Here is a 20,740-nt window from a genome sequence, read left to right on the forward strand (position 1 = left end):
AGCCGCCGGGGTCAAGGGGGTTGCCGTGTCCGGGAAAGAATTTTCCGGGCCGCCGCCCCACCCGCCGCGACCGGCCCTGACGCTGATAGCGTCCGATCACTTGTGCGAGGGCGGGGGCCCTCGCGGGGAGGGAAACCCACATGGGCAGATACGCCCTGTCGCGCCGCCGTCTGGCAGTCGCGATCTCGTCGGTGACACTGGCTCTGGCGGGCGGCGCCGTACTTCCGACGACCTCGGCCGTGGCGGCCCCGGCCGTCCCGTGGACCTCGGCCACCGCCGTCACCGGCGCCGACACCGACACCTACGTCAAGGACCTGGTCACCGCCGCCGACGGATCCGCCGTCGCGGTGTGGAACCAGTTCGCGGACACGGACAGCACCGAGCGCAAGCTCTACGCCGCAGTCCGCCCCGCCGGCAGCGACACCTGGGGCACGCCGGCCCTGCTCACCACCACCCCGGACGAGGGCGGCGGCGTCAAGCTGCACACCTCCGCCGACGGCACGGTCACCGCGGTGTGGACGGAGTACCCGGACGAGACCTCGCCCGGCGCCGGACCCTTCGACAGCCGGGTCGTCACCTCCATGCTCTCCGCCGACCACTCGGACTGGTCCACGCCCGTCGAACTCGTCGGCACCGACACGGCCTGGGGCGACGGCGGCATCGACCTCGCAGAGGCACCCGACGGCACACTCACCGCGGTCTGGAGCGTGCGCACCGACTCCGGCGGCTCTCCGTGGGAGGTGTACACCCGCACCCGCAGCGCCGACGGCACCTGGTCGGCACCCGCACAGCTCAGCGACACGGTCGCGGACGGCGCCGACAGCGCCCACTCGCCGAGCGTCGCCGTCACCTCCGACGGCACTGTCGTCGTGGTGTGGAAGCAGACCGACGGCCCGTCCGCCTCGGTGCGCACGGTCTCGCGCGCGCCCGGCGCCACCACGTGGACCGCGCCCGCCGCCGCGACCCCGAGCTACCAGTCGATCAGCGACCCCGAGGTCAGTGCGGCCGACGACGGCACCGTGACCGTCGCGTACGAGGGCACCGACGAGTCCGAGGACCAGTCGATCCTCACCGCCGCGCGGTCCGCCGACGGCGCCTGGGCCGCTCCCGAGACGGTCACCGCCACCGACGACCTCGCCGGCACGCCCGAGCCGCTCATCGCGCCCGACGGCGACGTCACCCTCGTCTGGGTCGACTACACCACGACCTTCGGCACCCGCACCGCCACCCGCGACGCCGCCACCGGCACCTGGTCGGCCGTGCAGACGCTGTCCACGTCCTATGTCCCGGAAGCCTGGGACGCCGATATCGCCGACGACGGCACCGTGCACGCCCTGTGGCCGCAGACCGTCAGTGGCCAGCGCGCGCTGGTGGAGTCGGTGCGCCGCGACGGTGCGTGGAGCAGCCCGACCGCGCTGCCGGGTTCGTCGTTCGCCTACGTCCTCGGCCAAGTCAGTGTCGGTGAGGACGGCCGTGCCAGTGCCGTCTGGTCCGGCGCCACGAGCAACAGCTCGAACTGGCACCTGTTCGGCAGCCGTACCGCCTGGCCCGCGCTCGCCGTCAGTGGTTCGAGCGTCCCGGCGACCGCCCCGCTCAAGGGCACCACTACCACGAGCAACGCCTGGGCGCCCACCTGGACGGTGAGCAGGCCCACCTCGTCCTGGTCCGTGACGCTCACCGACAGGGCCGGCCGGACCGTCCGGACACTCACCGGCTCGACGACCGGCCTGAGCGTCACCGCGAGCTGGAACGGCCGTGCGACAGCAGGTGATTACGCTGCCAACGGCCCCCTGACCTGGACTCTCAGGGCCACCCAGGAGGACGCTGCTTCACCCGTGAAGCTCGCCTCCGGCACGGTCACCGTCACCGGCGGCGCGGCCGTCGCCCGTGACTTCGGCGGCGCCTCGGCCACCCCCGACGGCACGGGCGACCTCCTCACCCTCAACTCCTCGGGCGCGCTCACCTTCCAGATGGGCAAGGCCTCCACGGGAGCCCTCTCGACCAAGGTCAGCGGCAGCGGCTGGCCCACCACCATCAAGGCGATTCCCTTCGGCGACCTGAGCGGCGACCGCTGCAACGACGTCCTGGTCCGGCTGAGCAGCGGCGCCCTGCGCCTGTACAAGCCCGGCTGCGGGACGGCGGTCAAGCCGTCGACGTCGTACACCTCACTCGGCACCAGCGGCTGGAACCAGTACGACGTCCTGACCTCGCCCGGGGACCTCAGCGGCGACGGCCGCCCGGACCTCGTCGCGCGCAACGCCTCCACCGGCACGGTCTACCTCTACCAGGGCACCAGCACCGGCAAGCTCTCCGCCCGCGTGAAGCTCTACGACAACTGGAAGGGCTACAAGAAGATCGTCGGCGCCGGCGACCTCAACGGCGACGGCATCGGCGACCTGCTCGCCCAGGACGCGTCCAACACCCTCTACCGCTACGACGGCACCGGCAGCGGCGCCTTCAAGGCCCGCGTGAAGCTTTTCACCAACTGGGGTGGCTCCTACAACGTCGTCGTCGGCGTCGGGGACATCACCGGCGACGGCAAGGCGGACCTCGTCTCCCGCGACACCGGCGGTGTGCTGTGGCGCAACAACGGTGACGGCAAGGGGTCGTTCGGGGCACGGGCGAAGATCTCGACCGGCTGGCAGGGCTACAAGTCCCTTTCCTAGCGGAGGGGTTCGCCGCCGGCGGCACCGTACACAGAGCGCCCGGGACCACACGGTCCCGGGCGCCTCGTACGTGTTCGGGGCTCGGAACCGGCACCGGTTCCGAGCCCTTCTCGCCCTGCCTGACGCCTACTTCGGCTGCGGCTTGCGCACCGACAGGTGCAGCTCCCTCAGCCGGGCCTCCTCCAGCTCCGTGGGCGCGCCCATCATCAGGTCCTGGGCGTTGCCGTTGAGCGGGAAGGAGATGGTCTCGCGGATGTTGGGCTCGTCCGCGAGGAGCATGACGATGCGGTCGACGCCGGGGGCGATGCCGCCGTGCGGCGGGGCGCCGAAGCGGAAGGCGCGCAGCATGCCCGCGAACTTCTCCTCGACGGTCTCACGGTCGTAGCCCGCGATCTCGAAGGCCTTCAACATGATGTCGGGCTCGTGGTTCCGGATCGCGCCGGAGGACAGCTCGACGCCATTGCAGACGATGTCGTACTGCCAGCCGAGGATGTCCAGCGGGTCCTGGGTCTCCAGGGCCTCGAGACCGCCCTGCGGCATGGAGAACGGGTTGTGCGAGAAGTCGATCGCGCCCGTCTCCTCGTCCTTCTCGTACATCGGGAAGTCGACGATCCAGCAGAACCGGAAGACGTTCTCCTCGAAGTGCCCGGCACGCTTGGCGGCTTCGACGCGGACCGCGCCCATGATCTTCGAGACCTCGTCGAACTCGCCCGCGCCGAAGAACACGGCGTGACCGGCGGCCAGCGACAGACGCTTGGTCAGCTCGGCGACGTTCTCCTCGGTGAGGAACTTCGCGATCGGGCCGGACAGCGAACCGTCCTCGGCCACCCGCACCCAGGCCAGGCCCTTGGCCCCCTGCGAGACGGCGTAGTCACCGAGCTGGTCGAAGAACTTCCGCGGCTGAGCGGAGACGTCCGGCACCGCCAGCGCCCGCACGTGCTTGCCGGCGAACGCCTTGAACTCCGAGCCCTCGAAGACGTCGGTGATGTCGACGAGTTCCAGCTGCGCGCGCAGGTCCGGCTTGTCGGAGCCGTACTTCAGCATCGCCTCGCGGAACGGGATCCGCGGGAAGGGGGACGTGACGTGACGGCCGTTGCCGAACTCCTCGAACAGCTCGGTCATGAGCTTCTCGATCGGCTGGAAGACGTCCTCCTGCTCGACGAAGCTCATCTCGACGTCGAGCTGGTAGAACTCGCCCGGCGACCGGTCCGCGCGCGCGTCCTCGTCCCGGAAGCAGGGCGCGATCTGGAAGTAGCGGTCGAAGCCGGAGATCATCAGCAGCTGCTTGAACTGCTGCGGCGCCTGCGGGAGGGCGTAGAACTTGCCCGGGTTCAGCCGCGAGGGGACCACGAAGTCACGGGCGCCCTCGGGAGAGGTCGCGGACAGGATGGGGGTGGCCATCTCGTTGAAGCCGAGGGCGACCATCTTCGAGCGGATCGAGGCGATCACCGACGACCGCAGCATGATGTTCTTGTGCATGCGCTCGCGACGCAGGTCGAGGAAGCGGTACTCCAGGCGCCGCTCCTCGTTGACCCCGTCCTCGGTGTTGATCGTGAACGGCAGCGGGGCGGCCGCGCCGAGCAGCTCGACCTCGCCGACCTCGACCTCGATCTCACCGGTGGGCAGGTCCGCGTTGACGTTCTCGGTGCCGCGGGAGACGACCTTGCCGTCGACGCGGACCGTGGACTCCTTGGTCAGCTTGTCGAGGGCCTCGTACGCGGGCGTGCCCGGGCGGGCGACCAGCTGCGTGATGCCGTAGTGATCACGCAGATCGATGAAGAGGATGCCGCCCAGGTCGCGCCGATTGTGCAGCCAGCCACTCAGTCGGACGTCGGTGCCGACGTCAGAGGAGCGGAGCTCGCCGCAGGTGTGGGACCTGTACCGATGCATCGTCGTTCATCCAGCCTTCGCGGATCGGGGGGTGTTTCACGTGAAACACCCCCAGCCTACCGGGGCCCCGAGATCGCCTCCCCATCATTACGACTCGGCCAACAGTGGCACTCCCGGATCTCCTGTTCTTAAAGTGGGGCAATGCACACTGGTGAGCCCCTGCCCGCCGTGGGGGACGTCCTCACCGCCCTCGCGACCGGCCTGTGGCACTGGGACACCGCCACCGAACTGGTCACGGTCGATGCCGAGGCCGCTCGGCTGCTCGGCCTGCCCCCCGCACCGGCCACCCTCACGGAGGCCCAGGCCAGGGCCCGTCTGCACCCGGTCGACTGGAACGAGATCATCAGCGTCGTCGGACTCGCCGTCGCCGAGGACACGCTCGCCGAGGTCCGGATCAGGATCATGGACGAGCGGGGCCTCGTCACCCGAACCGTACGCAGCCGCTCCAAGCCGTCGTACGACAGGGAAAAGAAGTCGTTCCAACTGATCGGCACCCTTCAAGAGGTCACCGAGCCGACCCCCGGCACCCCCGCCGGTCGCACCGCCGTCACCGGTGACTGGCGCCGCTCCCGCGAGGCCTTCCTGCTGGACGCGGGCCGCGCCCTGGCCGAGGCCCGCTCCACCGCCGAGGTGCTGCGGGTGGCCGCGGGCCTGTCCATGCCGGGCTTCAGCCCCGACGGCCTGGCCGTCTTCGGCGTCGAGGGCGACCGTCTGACGATCATCGGCCACCACGGCCAGCGGCCCGGTGACGAGAACCCCTTCTCCCACATGTCCCTGGAGACGGACTACCCGGCCGCCGAGGTCGTGCGCAGCGGCCGTGCCGTCTATCTCTCCAGCCCGGAGGCCTACCGCTCCCGCTACCCGGTCACCTGGCCGCTCGCCCAGCACTTCGACCGGCAGTCCTGGGCGTTCCTGCCGCTGACGGTGGCCGGCCGCACGATGGGCGCGTGGATGGCGGGCTTCGCCTACCCGGTCGCGTTCACACCCGACGAGCGCTCGGTCCTCACCACGGTGGCACGCATGCTGGCGCAGGCCCTGTCCCGCGCGGGTCTTGCCGAGTCGGAGCGCGAGCTGACCGACGGACTCCAGCGCTCGATGCTCCCCACCCTCGGCCCCGAGATACCCGGCATGACCGTCGCCGCCCGCTACGTCCCCACCGGCGGCGGCCTCCAGGTCGGCGGCGACTGGTACGACATGATCCCGCTGCCCGGCGGCACCTCCCGCAAGGAGTCCGGGGGAGGCCGCTTCGCCCTGGTCATCGGGGACGTGCAGGGTCATGACGTACGGGCGGCGGGCCTGATGGGCCAGCTCCGCATCGCCCTGCGCGCCTACGCCGCCGAGGGCCACCGCCCGGACGCGGTCCTCTCCCGCGCCTCACGCTTCCTCAACGGCATGACGTACGGCGTCGACGACCCCTCCGACACGCGCTTCGCGACCTGCCTGTACGTCGAGGTCGACCCGGTGACCGGCGTCCTGGAAGTGGCCCGGGCAGGCCATCCCGAACCGGCGACCCGCAAGGCCGACGGCACCGTTCTGGCCCGCCGCACGGACGGCGGCCTCCCGCTGGGCATCGACCCGGACGCCGACTACCCCACGACCCGTATCGACCTGGAGCCCGGCGAAACCCTGCTGCTGTGCACCGACGGACTGATCGAGACCGGCGGCCACGACTTCGAGACCGGCTGGAAGCGCATCCGCGGCATCCTGGAGTCCCACGACGGCGACATGGAGGAACTCGCCGACGCCCTGGTCCAGGCCGTGCACGGCCCCTCCTCCCACCACACCACCGGTCCCCTCGTGGACCGCCGCGAGGACGACATCGCGGTCCTGCTGCTGTGCCGGCACGGCGGGGCCCGCAGCGGGGACACGGCCGTGGCGGCGCCGACCGTCCGCCGCACCATGCTCTCGGTGGCCCAGGCGGAACCCAAACGGGTCGGGGTGGCGCGTCAGCAACTGCGCGAACTGCTGCACGACTGGACCTCCGCCGACCAGGTCGACTCGGCGGTCCTGCTGCTGTCCGAGATGCTGACCAACGTCCTCGTCCACACCGACGCCGACGCGCTGCTGCTCGCGGAGGTCCGCGGGGAGACGGGCGAGCGCCGGATGCGGATCCAGGTCACCGACACCAGCGACGAGCTCCCGCACAAGCGCCGCCCCGGCGAACTGGCCTCCTCGGGCCGCGGCGTGATGCTGATCGAACTGCTGGCGGACGCGTGGGGGGTCGACCCCCAGGGCGAGGGCAAGAGCATCTGGTTCGAGCTCTACGAGTCCTCGGGCGAGCCCTCCGCGTAGAACGCGTCAATGCTCGCCACGTCGTCACCCTTTCGGGTGTGCACCGAGCGACTGGCGGCGACGGCTACCGGACCCCCTGCACGATGAGTGCCCTGGCCGCGATCCGACCGCACGCAAGGAAGTCGCATGGGCAAGCCCGCATCCTCGAAGGACCGTGGCAAGGGGTCCTCGTTCTCCATGTCGTACGAAGGCGCCCAACGTGACCCCTCCAACCACATCAAGCTGGGGACCGGCGGATTCTCGTTCAAGGGTTCGACCAAAGCCCTGATCGCCCTCGCGGTGCTGACCGCGGCCGGCTCGGCGACCTACCTGGCGCTGACCGGTCAGAGTCAGGGCAACTCGAGCGGTGGCAGCGGGACACCGAGCACGATCGCCACTTCGAACGGAGTCGGCACCGACACGTCGACGCCGCCGAATTCCGCGCCGCCGACGTCCCCGGCGCCGGAGGTCACTCAGGCAGCAGGCGCGCAGGCGGCGGCGGTACGGGAGCACCGCAAGGTCGTCCTGCGATCCGGGGCCAACGTGGATCTGGACTTCATCAACGGCTCGTCCGACATCATCTTCTCCTTGCCGGCGAACGCCCACGACGGCTACACCATCGTCGGCGAGAACGGCGACCTCGCCGCCGTCAACGGCCCCGCGACCGCCGAGAGCTGCGCCGCGGCCACCGACTTCGGGTTCGCCATCGACCAGAAGAACATCCGCAAGGGGCTCACGGCCTGCGTGCTCACCGACGAGAACCGGGTCGCCGCCATCACCGTCCTCGGCTGGCAGACGAACGACGTGAACTACGTCGGCGGCCTGTCGTCCGTCACCATGGATGTCACCACCTGGGAGAAGCCCGAAGACGCGGCCTGAAGCCGCAGACGGAATCTGCGGCTTGAGGTCTTGTCGGCCCGGCTGGGCGTCCTGGCCTTACAGGCCGCCCTCAGACATCCCGTGCACGGCCGGGATCGTCCCCAGACGCCCCTTCTGGAAGTCGTCGAACGCCTGCTGGAGTTCCTCACGGGTGTTCATGACGAACGGGCCGTAGTGGGCCATCGGCTCACGGATGGGCTGTCCGCCGAGGAGCACGACCTCCATGTCCGGCGTGTGGGAGTCCTGCTTCTCGTCCGCGCGGACCGTCAGGGAGCCACCGGCCCCGAAGACCGCCGTCTGGCCCAGCTGGATCGGCCTGCGCTCCGCACCCACCGAACCGCGGCCCGCCAGCACGTACGCCAGACCGTTGAAGTCCTCACGCCACGGAAGGGTGATCTCGGCACCCGGCGCCACGGTCGCGTGGATCATGGTGATCGGCGTGTGGGTGATGCCGGGACCAGCGTGCCCGTCCAGCTCACCGGCGATGACGCGGAGCAGCGCGCCGCCGTCCGGCGTCGACAGCAGCTGCACGTTGCCGCCCCGGATGTCCTGGTAGCGCGGCGCCATCATCTTGTCCTTGGCAGGCAGGTTCACCCACAGCTGGAGGCCGTGGAAGAGACCGCCGGACGTGACGAGCGCCTCCGGCGGCGCCTCGATGTGGAGAAGACCCGAGCCGGCCGTCATCCACTGGGTGTCGCCGTTGGTGATGGTGCCGCCACCACCCTGGGAGTCCTGGTGGTCGAAGATCCCGTCGATGATGTACGTGACGGTCTCGAAGCCGCGGTGGGGGTGCCAGGGCGTGCCCTTGGGCTCGCCCGGCGCGTACTCCACCTCGCCCATCTGATCCATCATGATGAACGGGTCGAGGTGCCGGTAATGGATCCCGGCGAACGCCCTGCGCACCGGGAACCCCTCACCCTCGAAGCCACTCGGCGCGGTCGTCACGCCGAGGACGGGACGGGCCACCGCGTCCGCCGTCGCGGCCACGCGCGGCAGGGTCAGCGGGTTGTCGACAGTCACTGCAGGCATGTCGGTACCTCCTTGTGGATCGAGTTTAGTTGAGCGTTGAACTTTCTGCCACCTCTAACGGCAGAAGCCCGGAGGGCATTCCCTCCAGGCTTCTCCGAGACCTCGCACCCCCTGAAGAGGTCAGGCGGCGAGTTCCGGTTCCCTCTCGGCAGCCTTCTCCGGTGCCGGCCGGCCCTCCCGCATCACCAGCAGTGCCGCCGCCAGAACGCCGACCGCACTGACCGTGAAGGTCGTCGACATGGAGGGGGTGAAGGCCTCGCGGGCCGCCGCCACCGGACCCGGGTCCTTCAGGGCGATGGCTGCGGCGATCGAGTGCCTCGCCTGCTCCGGCGTCCCCTCGGGCCTCATGTCCTACTCGGAGCGGCTGGCGGCCCCGTTCACGGCCGCCGGTTTCCCGGATCCCGCCACCGCGATCGACGCGGTGCTGTCGTAGGTGATCGGCATGAGCACCACGGAGGCCGCCTGGCTCACCACGGTCGCCCGCTCCGGCGACTCCGAGTCGGGCCTCATCGCCCGCCTCCTGCCCGCGGTCCAGCAGGCCACGGCCCCCACGGCCATCTGGCCCAGGGCTACGCCGAGACGGAGGAAGCGGCCATGCCGGACCCGGCGGCCCTGAGGGAGGCGAAGTTCGCGGCAGCCCTGGACGTCGTACTGGACGGCCTGGCACTACGGCTGCCGAGATAGCAGGCCCACCAGGCCCACCAGGATCTACCCGTACATCCGCCGCATCGCGAACTCGACCATCTGCTCCACGGCCTTCGCGTCGAACACGATCCGGTGCTCCCCCTCCATGTCGAGGACGAACCCGTACCCGGTCGGCAGCAGGTCGAGGACCTCCGCGCCGGTGATGACGAAGTACTTGGACTCCTTGCCCGCGTACCGCCGCAGTTCCTTGAGCGTGGTGAACATGGGGATCACCGGCTGCTGGGTGTTGTGCAGGGCGAGGAACCCGGGGTTGTCGCCGCGCGGGCAGTAGACCTTGGACGTGGCGAAGACCTGCTGGAAGTCCTCCGCCGACAGCTGCCCCGTGGTGAAGGCACGCACCGCGTCCGCGAGGGACGGCGGGGACGGCTCGGGGTACAGCGGCGGCTGCTGGCCGTACCCGCCCACACCGCCGGCCATGGGCTGCTGCGGCGGGACGCCGTACTGCTGCTGGGCACCAGCGTTCTGGTCGTAGCCGTACATGGCACAAAGAGTACTGACCCCGCACGAGGGCTCGGTCACAGATGGCCGGATCGGGGTTGCGACTTATTACCGACGGGTAGCATCATCGTAGCTACTTGTTGGTACGTGAACTAGCGCGAGGAACCAAGTGCCTCGCCGAACTCTTAACGGAGCCGTCGCCATGGGGCACTACAAGTCGAATCTGCGCGACATCGAGTTCAACCTCTTCGAAGTACTCGGGCGCGACAAGCTGTACGGGACCGGGCCGTTCGCGGAGATGGACGTCGAGACCGCGAAGAGCATCCTGGAGGAGCTGACCCGCCTCTCGGAGAACGAGCTGGCGGAGTCCTTCGCGGACGCCGACCGCAACCCGCCGGTCTTCGACCCCGAGACGAACACCGCTCCGGTCCCGGCGTCCTTCAAGAAGAGCTACAAGGCCTTCATGGACTCCGAGTACTGGCGGCTCGGCCTGCCCGAGGAGATCGGCGGCACCACCTCGCCCCGCTCCCTGATCTGGGCCTACGCGGAGCTGATCCTCGGCGCCAACCCGGCCGTGTGGATGTACTCCTCCGGCCCGGCCTTCGCGGGCATCCTCTTCGACGAGGGCAACGACGTGCAGAAGCACATCGCGAAGATCGCCGTGGAGAAGCAGTGGGGCTCCACCATGGTCCTCACCGAGCCGGACGCCGGCTCGGACGTGGGCGCCGGCCGCACCAAGGCGGTCCAGCAGGAGGACGGCTCCTGGCACATCGAGGGCGTCAAGCGCTTCATCACGTCCGGTGAGCACGACATGGAGGAGAACATCCTCCACTACGTGCTCGCGCGGCCCGAGGGTGCCGGTCCCGGCACCAAGGGGCTCTCGCTCTTCCTCGTCCCCAAGTACCTCTTCGACTTCGAGACCGGCGAGCTGGGCGAGCGCAACGGCGTCTACGCCACCAACGTCGAGCACAAGATGGGCCTGAAGGCCTCCAACACCTGCGAGATGACCTTCGGCGACCGCCACCCCGCCAAGGGCTGGCTCATCGGCGACAAGCACGACGGCATCCGCCAGATGTTCCGCATCATCGAGTTCGCCCGCATGATGGTCGGCACGAAGGCGATCTCCACCCTCTCCACCGGCTACCTCAACGCGCTGGAGTACGCCAAGGAGCGCGTCCAGGGTCCGGACCTGGCCAACTTCATGGACAAGACCGCGCCCAAGGTCACCATCACCCACCACCCCGACGTACGCCGCTCGCTGATGACGCAGAAGGCGTACGCGGAGGGCATGCGCGCCCTGGTGATGTACACCGCGGCCGTCCAGGACGAGATCCAGGTCAAGGAGGCGAACGGCGAGGACGTCTCCGTCGAGAACGCCCTCAACGACCTGCTCCTGCCGATCGTGAAGGGCTACGGCTCCGAGAAGGCCTACGAGCTGCTCTCCCAGTCCCTGCAGACCTTCGGCGGCTCCGGCTTCCTGCAGGAGTACCCGATCGAGCAGTACATCCGGGACTCCAAGATCGACACCCTGTACGAGGGCACCACGGCGATCCAGGGCCAGGACTTCTTCTTCCGGAAGATCGTCCGCAACCAGGGCGCCGCACTGAACTCGCTCGCCGAGGACATCAAGAAGTTCCTCGCCCTCGGCACCGGCGGCGAGGAGCTGGCCGGCGCCCGCGAGCACCTCGCCAAGGCGGCCGTGGAGCTGGAGGCCATCGTCGGCCTGATGCTGACCGACCTCGCGGCCACCGAGCAGGACGTCAAGAACATCTACAAGGTGGGCCTCAACACCACCCGCCTGCTGATGGCCTCCGGTGACGTCGTCGTCGGCTACCTGCTCCTCAAGGGCGCCGCGATCGCCGCCGAGAAGCTGGAGACCGCCTCCGCGAAGGACAAGTCGTTCTACACCGGCAAGATCGCGGCGGCGAAGTTCTTCGCGGCCAACGTGCTGCCCGGCGTCACCCTGGCCCGCAAGATCGCCGAGGGCGTCGAGCTGGACCTGATGGAGCTGGACGAGGCCGCGTTCTAGGACACACCTGTACAGCTGCACAGCCTCCTCACGAGAGCCCGCTCCCATCGCCGGAGCGGGCTCTCGTACGTCGTTAAGGTGAACCCCATGAGCGCACCCCACCGCTTCGACCGCGGCCACACCGACGACCTCATGACCTTCCTGGCGGCGAGCCCCACGCCGTACCACGCGGTGGCGAACGCCGCCGAGCGGCTGGAGAAGGCCGGTTTCCGCCAGGTCGCGGAGACGGACGCCTGGGACGGGTCGAGCGGCGGCAAGTACGTGCTGCGCGGCGGCGCGATCATCGCCTGGTACGTCCCCGAGGACGCGGCGCCCCACACGCCGTACCGCATCGTCGGCGCGCACACCGATTCCCCGAACCTGCGGGTCAAGCCGCTGCCGGACGCCGGGGCGCACGGCTGGCGCCAGGTCGCCGTGGAGATTTACGGCGGTCCCCTGATGAACTCCTGGCTCGACCGTGACCTGGGGCTGGCCGGCCGGCTGACGCTGCGGGACGGTTCGACGCGGCTGGTGAACGTGGACCGGCCGCTCCTCAGAGTCCCCCAGCTCGCGATCCACCTGGACCGCGCGGTGTCGTCGGACGGGCTCAAGCTCGACAAGCAGCGGCACCTCCAGCCCATTTGGGGCCTCGGCCACGACGTGCGCGACGGCGACCTGATCGCCTTCCTGGAGGAGGAACTGGGGCTCGGCGCGGGCGAGGTGACCGGCTGGGACCTCATGACGCACTCCGTGGAGGCACCCGCCTACCTGGGCCGGGACAAGGAGCTGGTGGCCGGGCCCCGGATGGACAACCTGCTGTCCGTGCACGCGGGAGTGGCCGCCCTGACCGCGGTGTCCGGCACTCCCGGGCTGCCGTACATCCCCGTCCTCGCCGCCTTCGACCACGAGGAGAACGGCTCGCAGTCGGACACCGGCGCGGACGGGCCGCTGCTCGGCGGGGTCCTGGAGCGCTCTGTGTTCGCGCGCGGCGGGTCGTACGAGGACCGGGCGCGGGCCTTCGCGGGGACGGTCTGCCTGTCCTCCGACACCGGGCACGCCGTGCACCCCAACTACGCGGAGCGGCACGACCCGACGCACCACCCGCGCGTCAACGGCGGCCCGATCCTCAAGGTCAACGTCAACAACCGCTACGCCACGGACGGTTCGGGCCGTGCCGTGTGGGCCGCCGCCTGCGAGCGGGCGGACGTGCCCTTCCAGTCCTTCGTCTCCAACAACTCCATGCCCTGCGGCACGACGATCGGCCCGATCACCGCGGCCCGGCACGGCATCAAGACCGTCGACATCGGGGTGGCGATCCTGTCCATGCACAGCGTCCGGGAGTTGTGCGGCGCGGACGACCCGCATCTGCTGGCGAACGCTCTGGTGTCCTTCCTGGAGGGGTAGGGAACTACTGCCAGCTGACAGTGCTGGGAAATATTTGGGAGTGCGCGTTGTGGCTGCGGCGCGCGGATTTGATGGAACGGAAGTTCTTGCGTCGAATGGGTGACCTTTGCCGGAGAGGCTCGTTGGGTCTGGCGAGGGTTTTCGGCATCGGGCGGGGGTGAGGGGAATGGGCAGGCTGCGCAAGCTGGCGGTGCCGTTCGTCGCGCTCAGCCCGTCTGGTGTGGCCATCCGTACCCGTCTCAAGGGCCTCACGCCCGAGGATGAGAAGGTCCTGGCGCTGGTGGGGGCGCACTTGGGCTCGCTCGCCTCGAAGGACCTCAAAGCGCGGTGCATGGACGGCCTGGAGCACTCCACCGAGTCATGGGCGGCCCGGAAGCGGGACCTGACGGCCGAGTCGTCGTCCCGGTGGGCGGGCGGCATCACTAAGGCCACGCACGACCAGTGGGCGCTCGCCCGGCGTGGCCAGGCCGCGCACGTCCAGTCCCTCGAAGCCGGTATCACGACGATCCGGCACCGATTGTCCCTGCCGGTCGGCCAGAAGGGCACCAAGCGGGCTCCGGGCGGGTACCGCTCCGCGCACGAGTGGTTCTGCAAGACACGCCGCCTGCATGTACTGGAGGACCGACTCGACCAGGTCCGGGCCGACCGAAAAGCGGGCCGGGTGCATGTCGTGCGTGGCGGTAAGCGTCTGCTGGGCACCCGCCACAACCTCGACACAGCACAGCTCACCGAGGCCCAGTGGCGTCAGCGGTGGGAGACGGCACGCTGGTTCCTGTCCGCTGACGGGGAATCGGGCAAGCGGTACGGCAACGAGACGATCCGCGTCACCCCGGGCGGCGAGATCAGCATCAAGCTGCCCACGCCGCTGTCGTGCCTGGCCAACGCCAGGCACGGCCGGTATGTCCTCGCCTGCACGGTGCGGTTCGCGCACCGGGGCACCGAGTGGGCCGACCGCGTGGAGGCCAACCGGGCCGTGGCCTACCGCATCCACTACGACACGGGGTGCGGGCGCTGGTACGTGGACTCCTCCTGGCAGATCCCACCCACCAAGACCATCCCGCTTCAAGCCGCCCTCGCCGATGGCGTGATCGGCGTGGACACCAATGCCGATCACCTGGCCGCATGGCGCCTGGACACGCACGGCAACCCGATCGGCCGGCCGCGCCGGTTCTTCTACGACCTGTCCGGCACCGCCCCACACCGCGACGCCCAGGCACGGCACGCCCTCACACGGCTGCTGCACTGGGCCAAGAGCTGCGGCGTCAAGGCCATCGCGGTCGAAGACCTCGACTTCCAGGCCGAGAAAACCCGAGAGAAACACGGCCACAACCGCCGGTTCAGGCAGCTCATCTCCGCCATGCCGACCGGCAGGCTCCGCGCCCGGCTGACCTCGATGGCCGACCGGACGGGCATCGCGGTCATCGCCGTGGACCCGGCCTACACCAGCACATGGGGCGCCCAGCACTGGCAGAAGCCGATGGCCGGCCCCACCCGTAAGACCACCCGGCACGATGCCGCGAGCATCGCGATCGGACGACGCGCCCAGGGACACCCGATCCGGCGACGGGCGACACCGCCCCGTGCACACCAGAGCGATGTGCACGGGCATCGGACCGTCCAGGCCGACCGGCGTGTCCCCGGGCGTGAGGGACCCCGCCACCGCGTTCCCGGACCACGGACACGATCCGTGCCGCCGGACGTGGCGAGTACGCGGGCGACCAGGACACCCAAAACCGTTCGGGATGTCCGCAGTGACCAGGCATGGGTCCAAGACTCACTCCTGCTCACTGATTAGGAACGGTAGTTCGCGGAAAGTGGGGGTACCCGGGAGTCCGGGCCGGAACTACCGGACCGGACAGGGAGGCGACACTCATGGGCCTCGGCGGGTGCATCATCCTCATCGCCGTGGGAGCAATCCTCACGTTCGCCACCGACTGGCACATGCAGGGGGTCAACCTCGACCTGGTCGGTGTGATCCTGATGATCGTGGGACTGATCGGCGTGACGACGTTCAGCAGCATCGCCCGGCGGCGTCGTGTGGTGGTACCGCCCACCACGCAGACGGTCGTCGAGGAGCGGCGCCGGGACGGATACTCCGACGGATACGGCGTGTAAGGGACATCGAGCGGAACGGCGGACGCACTGGGCGACCACAGACAACCGTGAGCAATCCGTAATCACGGTTCTCTTGTCCGCTTGTGTGGAAATAGTGAAAACTCGGGATCCTTGAGAGCCCGGGGGGTCTGCAGTGCCGGGCGTGAACCATCAGCACACCCGGGGGCTCTCCGTGCTCCACCCCACGACGACACTTGAGGCGACGCCACGCCCGGATCGCGATCCGGGATCTCCGCGCCCTCACCGGCACGCCGCCCGCCGCGCCCACGCCGCCCCCGACGAACTCGACGGTCCCACCCGCCTGGTGGCGCTGATACCCGCCCACGGCGAACAGGACCGCATCGCCGACGCGATCCAGGGCCTGTGGCGGCAGACCCGGCGCCCCGACCTGATCGTCGTGGTCGCCGACAACTGCACCGACGCCACCGCCGAGATCGCCGTCGCGCACGGCGCCCAGGTCTTCGCCACCCAGGGCAACACGCACAAGAAGGCCGGCGCCCTCAACCAGGCCATCGCCTGGGTCCTGCCCCATCTCGAGGACCGCGACCTTTTGTTGGTGCAGGACGCCGACACCGTGCTCAACCCCTGGTTCAGCGAGACGGCCATCGGCACCTTCAACCGCAAGGTCGGTGCCGTCGGCGGGGTCTTCTACGGCGAGGAGGGCGGCGGTCTGCTCGGACTGCTCCAGCGCATGGAGTTCCACCGCTACGCCTGGGAACTGGAGCGCACCGGCGGCAAGGCCCAGGTGCTCACGGGCACCGGCACCATGTTCCGCGCCCGCGTCCTGCGCGAGGTGCGCGCCGCCCGCCGCGACGGGCAGCTCGGCGGCGGGAGCGCCTACTACAGCCTCGCCTCGCTCACCGAGGACGACGAGATGACCAAGGCGGTCAAGACCCTCGGCTACCGGGCCATGTCCCCGGCCGGCTGCGCGGTCACCACCGAGGTCATGCCCACCCTGGGCAAACTCTGGCACCAACGGCTGCGATGGCAGCGCGGCGCCCTGGAGAACCTGCGCGACTACGGCTGGACACGTGTCACTGCCCGCTACTTCATGCAGCAGCTCCTCATGGGCTTCGGCGCGCTGTCCTTCCTGGTCTACCTGACCTACATGGCCACCTACACCACGCTGTACGGCTGGCCCGGCTTCTCGCCTTTCTGGACCGCGATCGGGCTGATCTTCGTGGTCGAGAAGACGGTCTCCGTGCGCGGGGCGGGACCTCGTGCCGTGCTGGTGGCGGCGCTCATGGTGCCGGAGATGCTCTACGACCTTTTCCAGCACGCCGTCTACTTCACCTCGCTGTGGGGCCTGTTGCGCCGCAGCGAGGAGAAGTGGGTGGCGACGTAACCCTCGGATATGTACCCCTCATAGGAGAACAGCGCATGTACGGAAGAGTGATCGGTGCCGGGACGACCGGGGCCGGAGGCGCCACGCTGGCCGCGACCGGGCTGTGGCTGAACAGCATGGCGATGGTGGTGACCGCCACGACGTTGGTGGCGGCGGGAGTCGCTCTGTTCAAGCTGGTCCCGCGGAGGCGGTGACCGCCCGACTAGAGGTGCTCGTCCATCCCGGCGAGGACCAGGGGAAGTCTGTTCGCTCCCCCCTTCGTCACGCGGACCGGGACTCCCCAGTCCTGCTGGTGGACGTGACAGGCCGGGTACGCGTTGGCCGGATCGTCGTCACAGGACGCGGCCATGGCCGAGATGTGCAGGACGCCCTGCTCGAGAGCGGGGTTCAGGTCGAGGGTGCGGGACAGCTCTGTTCCCGCACCCTCGCCCTCCTTCAGCAGCTCGGGCGGGGTGGCGGAGACCAGGAGGCGGGTCGCGGGGCCGTATCTCGTGTCCGGCTTCTGGCCCGCCGGGGCCCGGAAGACCACGTCCAACGTGAGCCTGCCCGGAGCCACTTCGGTGGCCGCGCGCCGGGTGCGGTGGGCCGTCGACTCGACGCGTACGGCCTCCTCGGGCAGCTTGAGCCGGGTCAGCCGGTGCCGGGCCGACTCGACGACCACGATCTCCCCGCCGACCAGGACCGCGTCGCTCGGCTCCCGCAGATCCGTGGCGAGGGTGGTGACCTCGCCGGTCGCCGGGTCGTAGCGGCGCAGGGCGTGGTTGTAGGTGTCGCTGACCGCGACCGAGCCGTCGGGCAGCGCGGTGACACCCAAGGGGTGCTGGAGCAGCGCCTGTTCGGCGGCGCCGTCGCGGTGCCCGAAGTCGAAGAGGCCGGAGCCGACGGCGGTGTGGACGGCTCCGTCCAGGTCGACCCAGCGCAGGGCGGAGGTCTCGGAGTCGGCGAGCCACAGGCGCTCGCCGTCCGGTGACACGGCGAGGCCGGAGGGCTGGGCGAACCAGGCCTCGGCGCCGGGCCCGTCGACCAGGCCCTCGTTGGTGGTGCCGGCCACGGACGCGACGGTCCCGTCACCCGGGTGGTACGCCCACAGCTGGTGGACGCCGGCCATCGCGATCCACACCAGGCCGTTCCACACCGCCACGTCCCACGGGGAGGACAGGTCGGTCGCGCGCGCGGGGCCGGCGGTGGGGGAGCCCCGCCACCACTGACGCCCGGTGCCGGCGAGGGTGGTGACCTCGCCGGTGCCGAGGTCGAGGCGGCGCAGGGCGTGGTTGACGGTGTCGGCGACGACCACGGACCGCTCGTCCAGGAGGGCGAGCCCCTGCGGTTCGTTGAAGCCGGCCGTCTCCGGCGTGCCGTCGGCGAAGCCGCGCGTGCCGGAACCGATCCGCCGCAGGACGCTCTCGCCGTCCTCCGCGAGCTCCACCAGCTGATGCCGGGTCGTGTCGCTGACCAGGAGATTCCCGGACGGCAGCAGGAGCGCCTTGCCCGGGAAGCGCAGAGTGGTCGGCTCGGGCTCGGGCGCCACGTACGGCCCGTCGCCGCGGCGCAGGGTGCCCTTCGCCCCGTGCTCGGCCTCCAGCTCCGTCACCAGCCGCTCGATCGCGTGCACATGCCCCTCACCGGCATGCTGCGCGACGACGTACCCCTGCGGGTCGATGACGACGAGCGTCGGCCAGGCGCGGACCGCGTACTGCTTCCAGGTCGCGAGCTCCGGGTCGTCGAGGACGGGATGCCCGACCCCGTACCGCTCCACGGCGTCCGCCACCGCCGCGTGCTCCGCCTCGTGCACGAACTTCGGCGAGTGCACACCGATCACCACGACGGTGTCCCGGTGCTGCTCCTCCAGCTCCCTCAGCTCGTCGAGGACGTGCAGGCAGTTCACACAGCAGAAGGTCCAGAAGTCGAGGATGACAATGCGACCCCGCAGGTCGGCGAGGGTGTACTGCTTCCCGCCCGTGTTCAGCCAGCCACCCTCGCCGATCAGCTCGGGGGCGCGGACACGGACGCGGCGGCGCGCGGAATCGCTCATGGATCAAGCGTGCCACCCGGCACCGACAGTCACCTCAGCGCGTGCCCCGTCGTCACGTCCACATGGTCCGGGACCTCGTCGTGGCGGTCGCCGACCGTGGAGGTGCCGGTCGGTTCGAGGAGGAGGATGTCGGTCGGGACAGGGGCGTACGGCTTGTGCTCGACGCCTCGCGGGACGGTGAAGACGGCCAGCCTCGGCAGGACGACGGTGCGTTCGCCGGCCGGTTCGCGCAGGGAGATGTGCAGTTCGCCGTCGAGGACCAGGAAGAACTCGTCGGTGTCGTCGTGGACGTGCCAGAGGTGCTCGCCCTCGACGTGCGTGACGCGGACGTCGTAGTCGTTGACGGACGTGACGATGCGGGGCTCCACTGCTCGGTGAAGGAGGCGAGAGCGGTGGGCAGGGAGACGGGTTCGGTTGCCATGACGTCATCGTGCGGGCGCCACGGCCCCCGCACGAGTGCTAGAAATCGCACATGGCGCAAGAATCCTCTCACCGAGTCGTCCTGCTGGTCGACGAGAACTCCAACCCCTTCGAGATGAGCTGCGCCATCGAGGTCTTCGGGCTGCGGCGGCCGGAACTGCGGCGGGAGCTGTACGACTTCACGCTGTGCGCCACCGAACCGAACACCCGTATGAGAGATGGCTTCTTCACCCTGACCGGGGTCGCCGGTCTGGAGGCGGCGGACGAGGCGGACACCCTGATCGTGCCGAACCGGCCCGACACCGACACCCCGCGCTCACCCGGCGTACTCGACGCCGTACGACGGGCACACGCGCGTGGCGCCCGGCTCGTCGGCTTCTGCTCGGGTGCCTTCACCCTGGCGGAGGCCGGGCTGCTGGACGGGCGGCGGGCCTCGTGTCACTGGATGTGGGCCGACTCCTTCCGGGCCCGCTTCCCGCACGTCCGGCTCGAACCCGACGTCCTCTTCGTCGACGACGGCGACATCCTCACCGCGTCCGGCAGCGCCTCGGCGCTCGACCTGGGGCTGCACCTCGTACGACGGGACCACGGCGCCGAGATCGCCAACCACGTCTCCCGCAGGCTCGTCTTCGCCGCCCACCGCGACGGCGGACAGCGGCAGTTCGTGGAGCGGCCCGTGCCCGACGTACGGGACGAGTCGCTGGGCCCGCTCCTGGCGTGGGCGCAGGAACGGCTGGGGGACCCGCTGACCGTCGCCGGCCTGGCGGCCCGCGCGGCCGTCTCCCCCGCGACCCTGCACCGCCGCTTCCAGGCCCAGCTCGGTACGACTCCGCTGGCCTGGCTGACGGGGGAGCGGGTGGCGCTGGCGTGCCGGCTCATCGAGCGCGGCGAGGAGCGGCTGGACGTGGTGGCCGCGAGGAGCGGTCTGGGGACGGCCGCGAACCTCCGCGCGCGGGTGCGGCGCGAGACGGGACTCAGCCCGTCGGCCTATCGACGGCGTTTCGGGACCGGCGCCGGGGAAGCGGTAACGGCATGAGATTCCTCGTACGCGACCGGCTCCTCGGCATCGGTGACGACTACTGGATCGAGGACGACCGGGGCAACAAGGTCTTCCTCGTCGACGGCAAGGCCATGCGGGTCCGGGACACCTTCGAGTTGAAGGACACCCAAGGGCGGGTCCTGATCGACATCCGCCAGAAGATGTTCGCCCTGCGCGACACGATGGTGATCGAACGGGACGGCGAGCCGCTGGCGAAGATCAAGCGGAAACGCCTGTCGCTGCTGCGCAACCACTACCGGGTGGCCCTCGCCGACGGCAGCACCGAACTCGACGTCAGCGGCAAGATCCTCGACCGGGAGTTCGCCGTCGAGTACGACGGTGAGCTGCTCGCGGTGGTGTCGCGACGCTGGCTGCACGTCCGCGAGACCTACGGCGTCGACATCGTCCGGGACGACGCGGATCCGGCGCTGCTCATCGCGGTGGCGGTGTGCGTGATCCACCTCGCCGAGAAGGAGCGGGAGGGCGACTGACCTGCTGG

General features: G+C 70.0%; 16 protein-coding genes and 2 pseudogenes. 11 read left to right on the forward strand and 7 right to left on the reverse strand.

What is annotated here, in order from left to right; translation table 11 throughout:
* Window positions 1-140: 140 nt before the first annotated feature.
* Window positions 141-2,666 carry a VCBS repeat-containing protein gene (locus ABZT06_RS34580; RefSeq protein ID WP_355750119.1) on the forward strand — a complete coding sequence of 842 codons (2,526 nt, stop codon included), beginning with the start codon at window positions 141-143 and terminating at the stop codon, window positions 2,664-2,666.
* A 126-nt stretch (window positions 2,667-2,792) separates the two neighbouring features.
* Here the strand turns inward: ABZT06_RS34580 and aspS are convergent, their stop codons facing one another.
* Window positions 2,793-4,556 (reverse strand): aspartate--tRNA ligase, encoded by a 1,764-nt coding sequence (gene aspS, locus ABZT06_RS34585; RefSeq protein WP_355750122.1) that lies wholly within the window; start codon window positions 4,554-4,556, stop codon window positions 2,793-2,795.
* Window positions 4,557-4,697: 141 nt separating this feature from the next.
* Here aspS and ABZT06_RS34590 point away from each other — a divergent pair, with 141 nt between their 5' ends.
* Both ABZT06_RS34590 and ABZT06_RS34595 read left to right on the forward strand, forming a co-directional pair.
* A complete protein-coding gene (locus ABZT06_RS34590) occupies window positions 4,698-6,848 on the forward strand; it encodes a SpoIIE family protein phosphatase (protein ID WP_355750124.1) in 2,151 nt (716 codons plus the stop codon).
* Window positions 6,849-6,974: 126 nt separating this feature from the next.
* On the forward strand, window positions 6,975-7,706 hold the full coding sequence (locus tag ABZT06_RS34595) for a hypothetical protein (protein ID WP_355750126.1): 732 nt from the start codon (window positions 6,975-6,977) through the stop codon (window positions 7,704-7,706).
* A gap of 57 nt (window positions 7,707-7,763) precedes the next feature.
* On the opposite strand, the gene ABZT06_RS34600 is transcribed toward ABZT06_RS34595, so the two are convergent.
* From ABZT06_RS34600 to ABZT06_RS34615, 4 genes and pseudogenes are all read right to left on the reverse strand, one after another.
* A complete protein-coding gene (locus ABZT06_RS34600; protein WP_355750129.1) occupies window positions 7,764-8,735 on the reverse strand; it encodes a pirin family protein in 972 nt (323 codons plus the stop codon).
* Window positions 8,736-8,855: 120 nt separating this feature from the next.
* A pseudogene (locus ABZT06_RS34605) lies at window positions 8,856-9,077 on the reverse strand (MFS transporter); the annotation flags it as partial.
* 9 nt (window positions 9,078-9,086) lie between these two features.
* Complete coding sequence (locus ABZT06_RS34610) at window positions 9,087-9,245, reverse strand: hypothetical protein (RefSeq protein WP_355750132.1); 159 nt, start codon at window positions 9,243-9,245, stop codon at window positions 9,087-9,089.
* Window positions 9,246-9,443: 198 nt separating this feature from the next.
* Complete coding sequence (locus ABZT06_RS34615; RefSeq protein WP_007383404.1) at window positions 9,444-9,920, reverse strand: SseB family protein; 477 nt, start codon at window positions 9,918-9,920, stop codon at window positions 9,444-9,446.
* 160 nt (window positions 9,921-10,080) lie between these two features.
* On the opposite strand from ABZT06_RS34615, the gene ABZT06_RS34620 reads away from it, so the two are divergent.
* The 6 genes from ABZT06_RS34620 (at window position 10,081) to ABZT06_RS34645 (ending at window position 16,944) form a co-directional block, all read left to right on the forward strand.
* Window positions 10,081-11,907: an acyl-CoA dehydrogenase gene (locus ABZT06_RS34620; protein WP_355750136.1), complete on the forward strand. Its 1,827-nt coding sequence runs from the start codon at window positions 10,081-10,083 to the stop codon at window positions 11,905-11,907.
* A gap of 87 nt (window positions 11,908-11,994) precedes the next feature.
* Window positions 11,995-13,290 (forward strand): M18 family aminopeptidase, encoded by a 1,296-nt coding sequence (locus ABZT06_RS34625; protein ID WP_355750139.1) that lies wholly within the window; start codon window positions 11,995-11,997, stop codon window positions 13,288-13,290.
* A 166-nt stretch (window positions 13,291-13,456) separates the two neighbouring features.
* Window positions 13,457-15,085 (forward strand): IS200/IS605 family accessory protein TnpB-related protein, encoded by a 1,629-nt coding sequence (locus ABZT06_RS34630; RefSeq protein ID WP_355750142.1) that lies wholly within the window; start codon window positions 13,457-13,459, stop codon window positions 15,083-15,085.
* A gap of 77 nt (window positions 15,086-15,162) precedes the next feature.
* Window positions 15,163-15,405, forward strand: coding sequence for a DUF6458 family protein (locus ABZT06_RS34635; protein WP_355750145.1), 243 nt, complete (start codon window positions 15,163-15,165; stop codon window positions 15,403-15,405).
* Window positions 15,406-15,538: 133 nt separating this feature from the next.
* A complete protein-coding gene (locus tag ABZT06_RS34640; protein ID WP_355750148.1) occupies window positions 15,539-16,750 on the forward strand; it encodes a glycosyltransferase family 2 protein in 1,212 nt (403 codons plus the stop codon).
* A gap of 35 nt (window positions 16,751-16,785) precedes the next feature.
* Window positions 16,786-16,944, forward strand: coding sequence for a hypothetical protein (locus ABZT06_RS34645; protein WP_167368232.1), 159 nt, complete (start codon window positions 16,786-16,788; stop codon window positions 16,942-16,944).
* An 8-nt stretch (window positions 16,945-16,952) separates the two neighbouring features.
* Here the strand turns inward: ABZT06_RS34645 and ABZT06_RS34650 are convergent, their stop codons facing one another.
* Both ABZT06_RS34650 and ABZT06_RS34655 read right to left on the reverse strand, forming a co-directional pair.
* Window positions 16,953-18,782 carry an NHL domain-containing thioredoxin family protein gene (locus ABZT06_RS34650; protein ID WP_355750152.1) on the reverse strand — a complete coding sequence of 610 codons (1,830 nt, stop codon included), beginning with the start codon at window positions 18,780-18,782 and terminating at the stop codon, window positions 16,953-16,955.
* Window positions 18,783-18,811: 29 nt separating this feature from the next.
* A pseudogene (locus tag ABZT06_RS34655) lies at window positions 18,812-19,203 on the reverse strand (cupin domain-containing protein).
* A 51-nt stretch (window positions 19,204-19,254) separates the two neighbouring features.
* On the opposite strand from ABZT06_RS34655, the gene ABZT06_RS34660 reads away from it, so the two are divergent.
* Together ABZT06_RS34660 and ABZT06_RS34665 are read left to right on the forward strand one after the other, a co-directional pair.
* The gene (locus ABZT06_RS34660; RefSeq protein ID WP_355750155.1) at window positions 19,255-20,238 is read left to right on the forward strand and encodes a helix-turn-helix domain-containing protein; all 984 of its coding nucleotides are present in this window, start codon (window positions 19,255-19,257) and stop codon (window positions 20,236-20,238) included.
* A complete protein-coding gene (locus ABZT06_RS34665; RefSeq protein WP_355750158.1) occupies window positions 20,235-20,732 on the forward strand; it encodes an LURP-one-related family protein in 498 nt (165 codons plus the stop codon). The genes ABZT06_RS34660 and ABZT06_RS34665 overlap by 4 nt, the downstream gene beginning before the upstream one ends.
* Window positions 20,733-20,740 lie beyond the last annotated feature (8 nt).

This window comes from Streptomyces sp. NPDC005483 (assembly GCF_040606035.1).
Classification (GTDB): domain Bacteria; phylum Actinomycetota; class Actinomycetes; order Streptomycetales; family Streptomycetaceae; genus Streptomyces.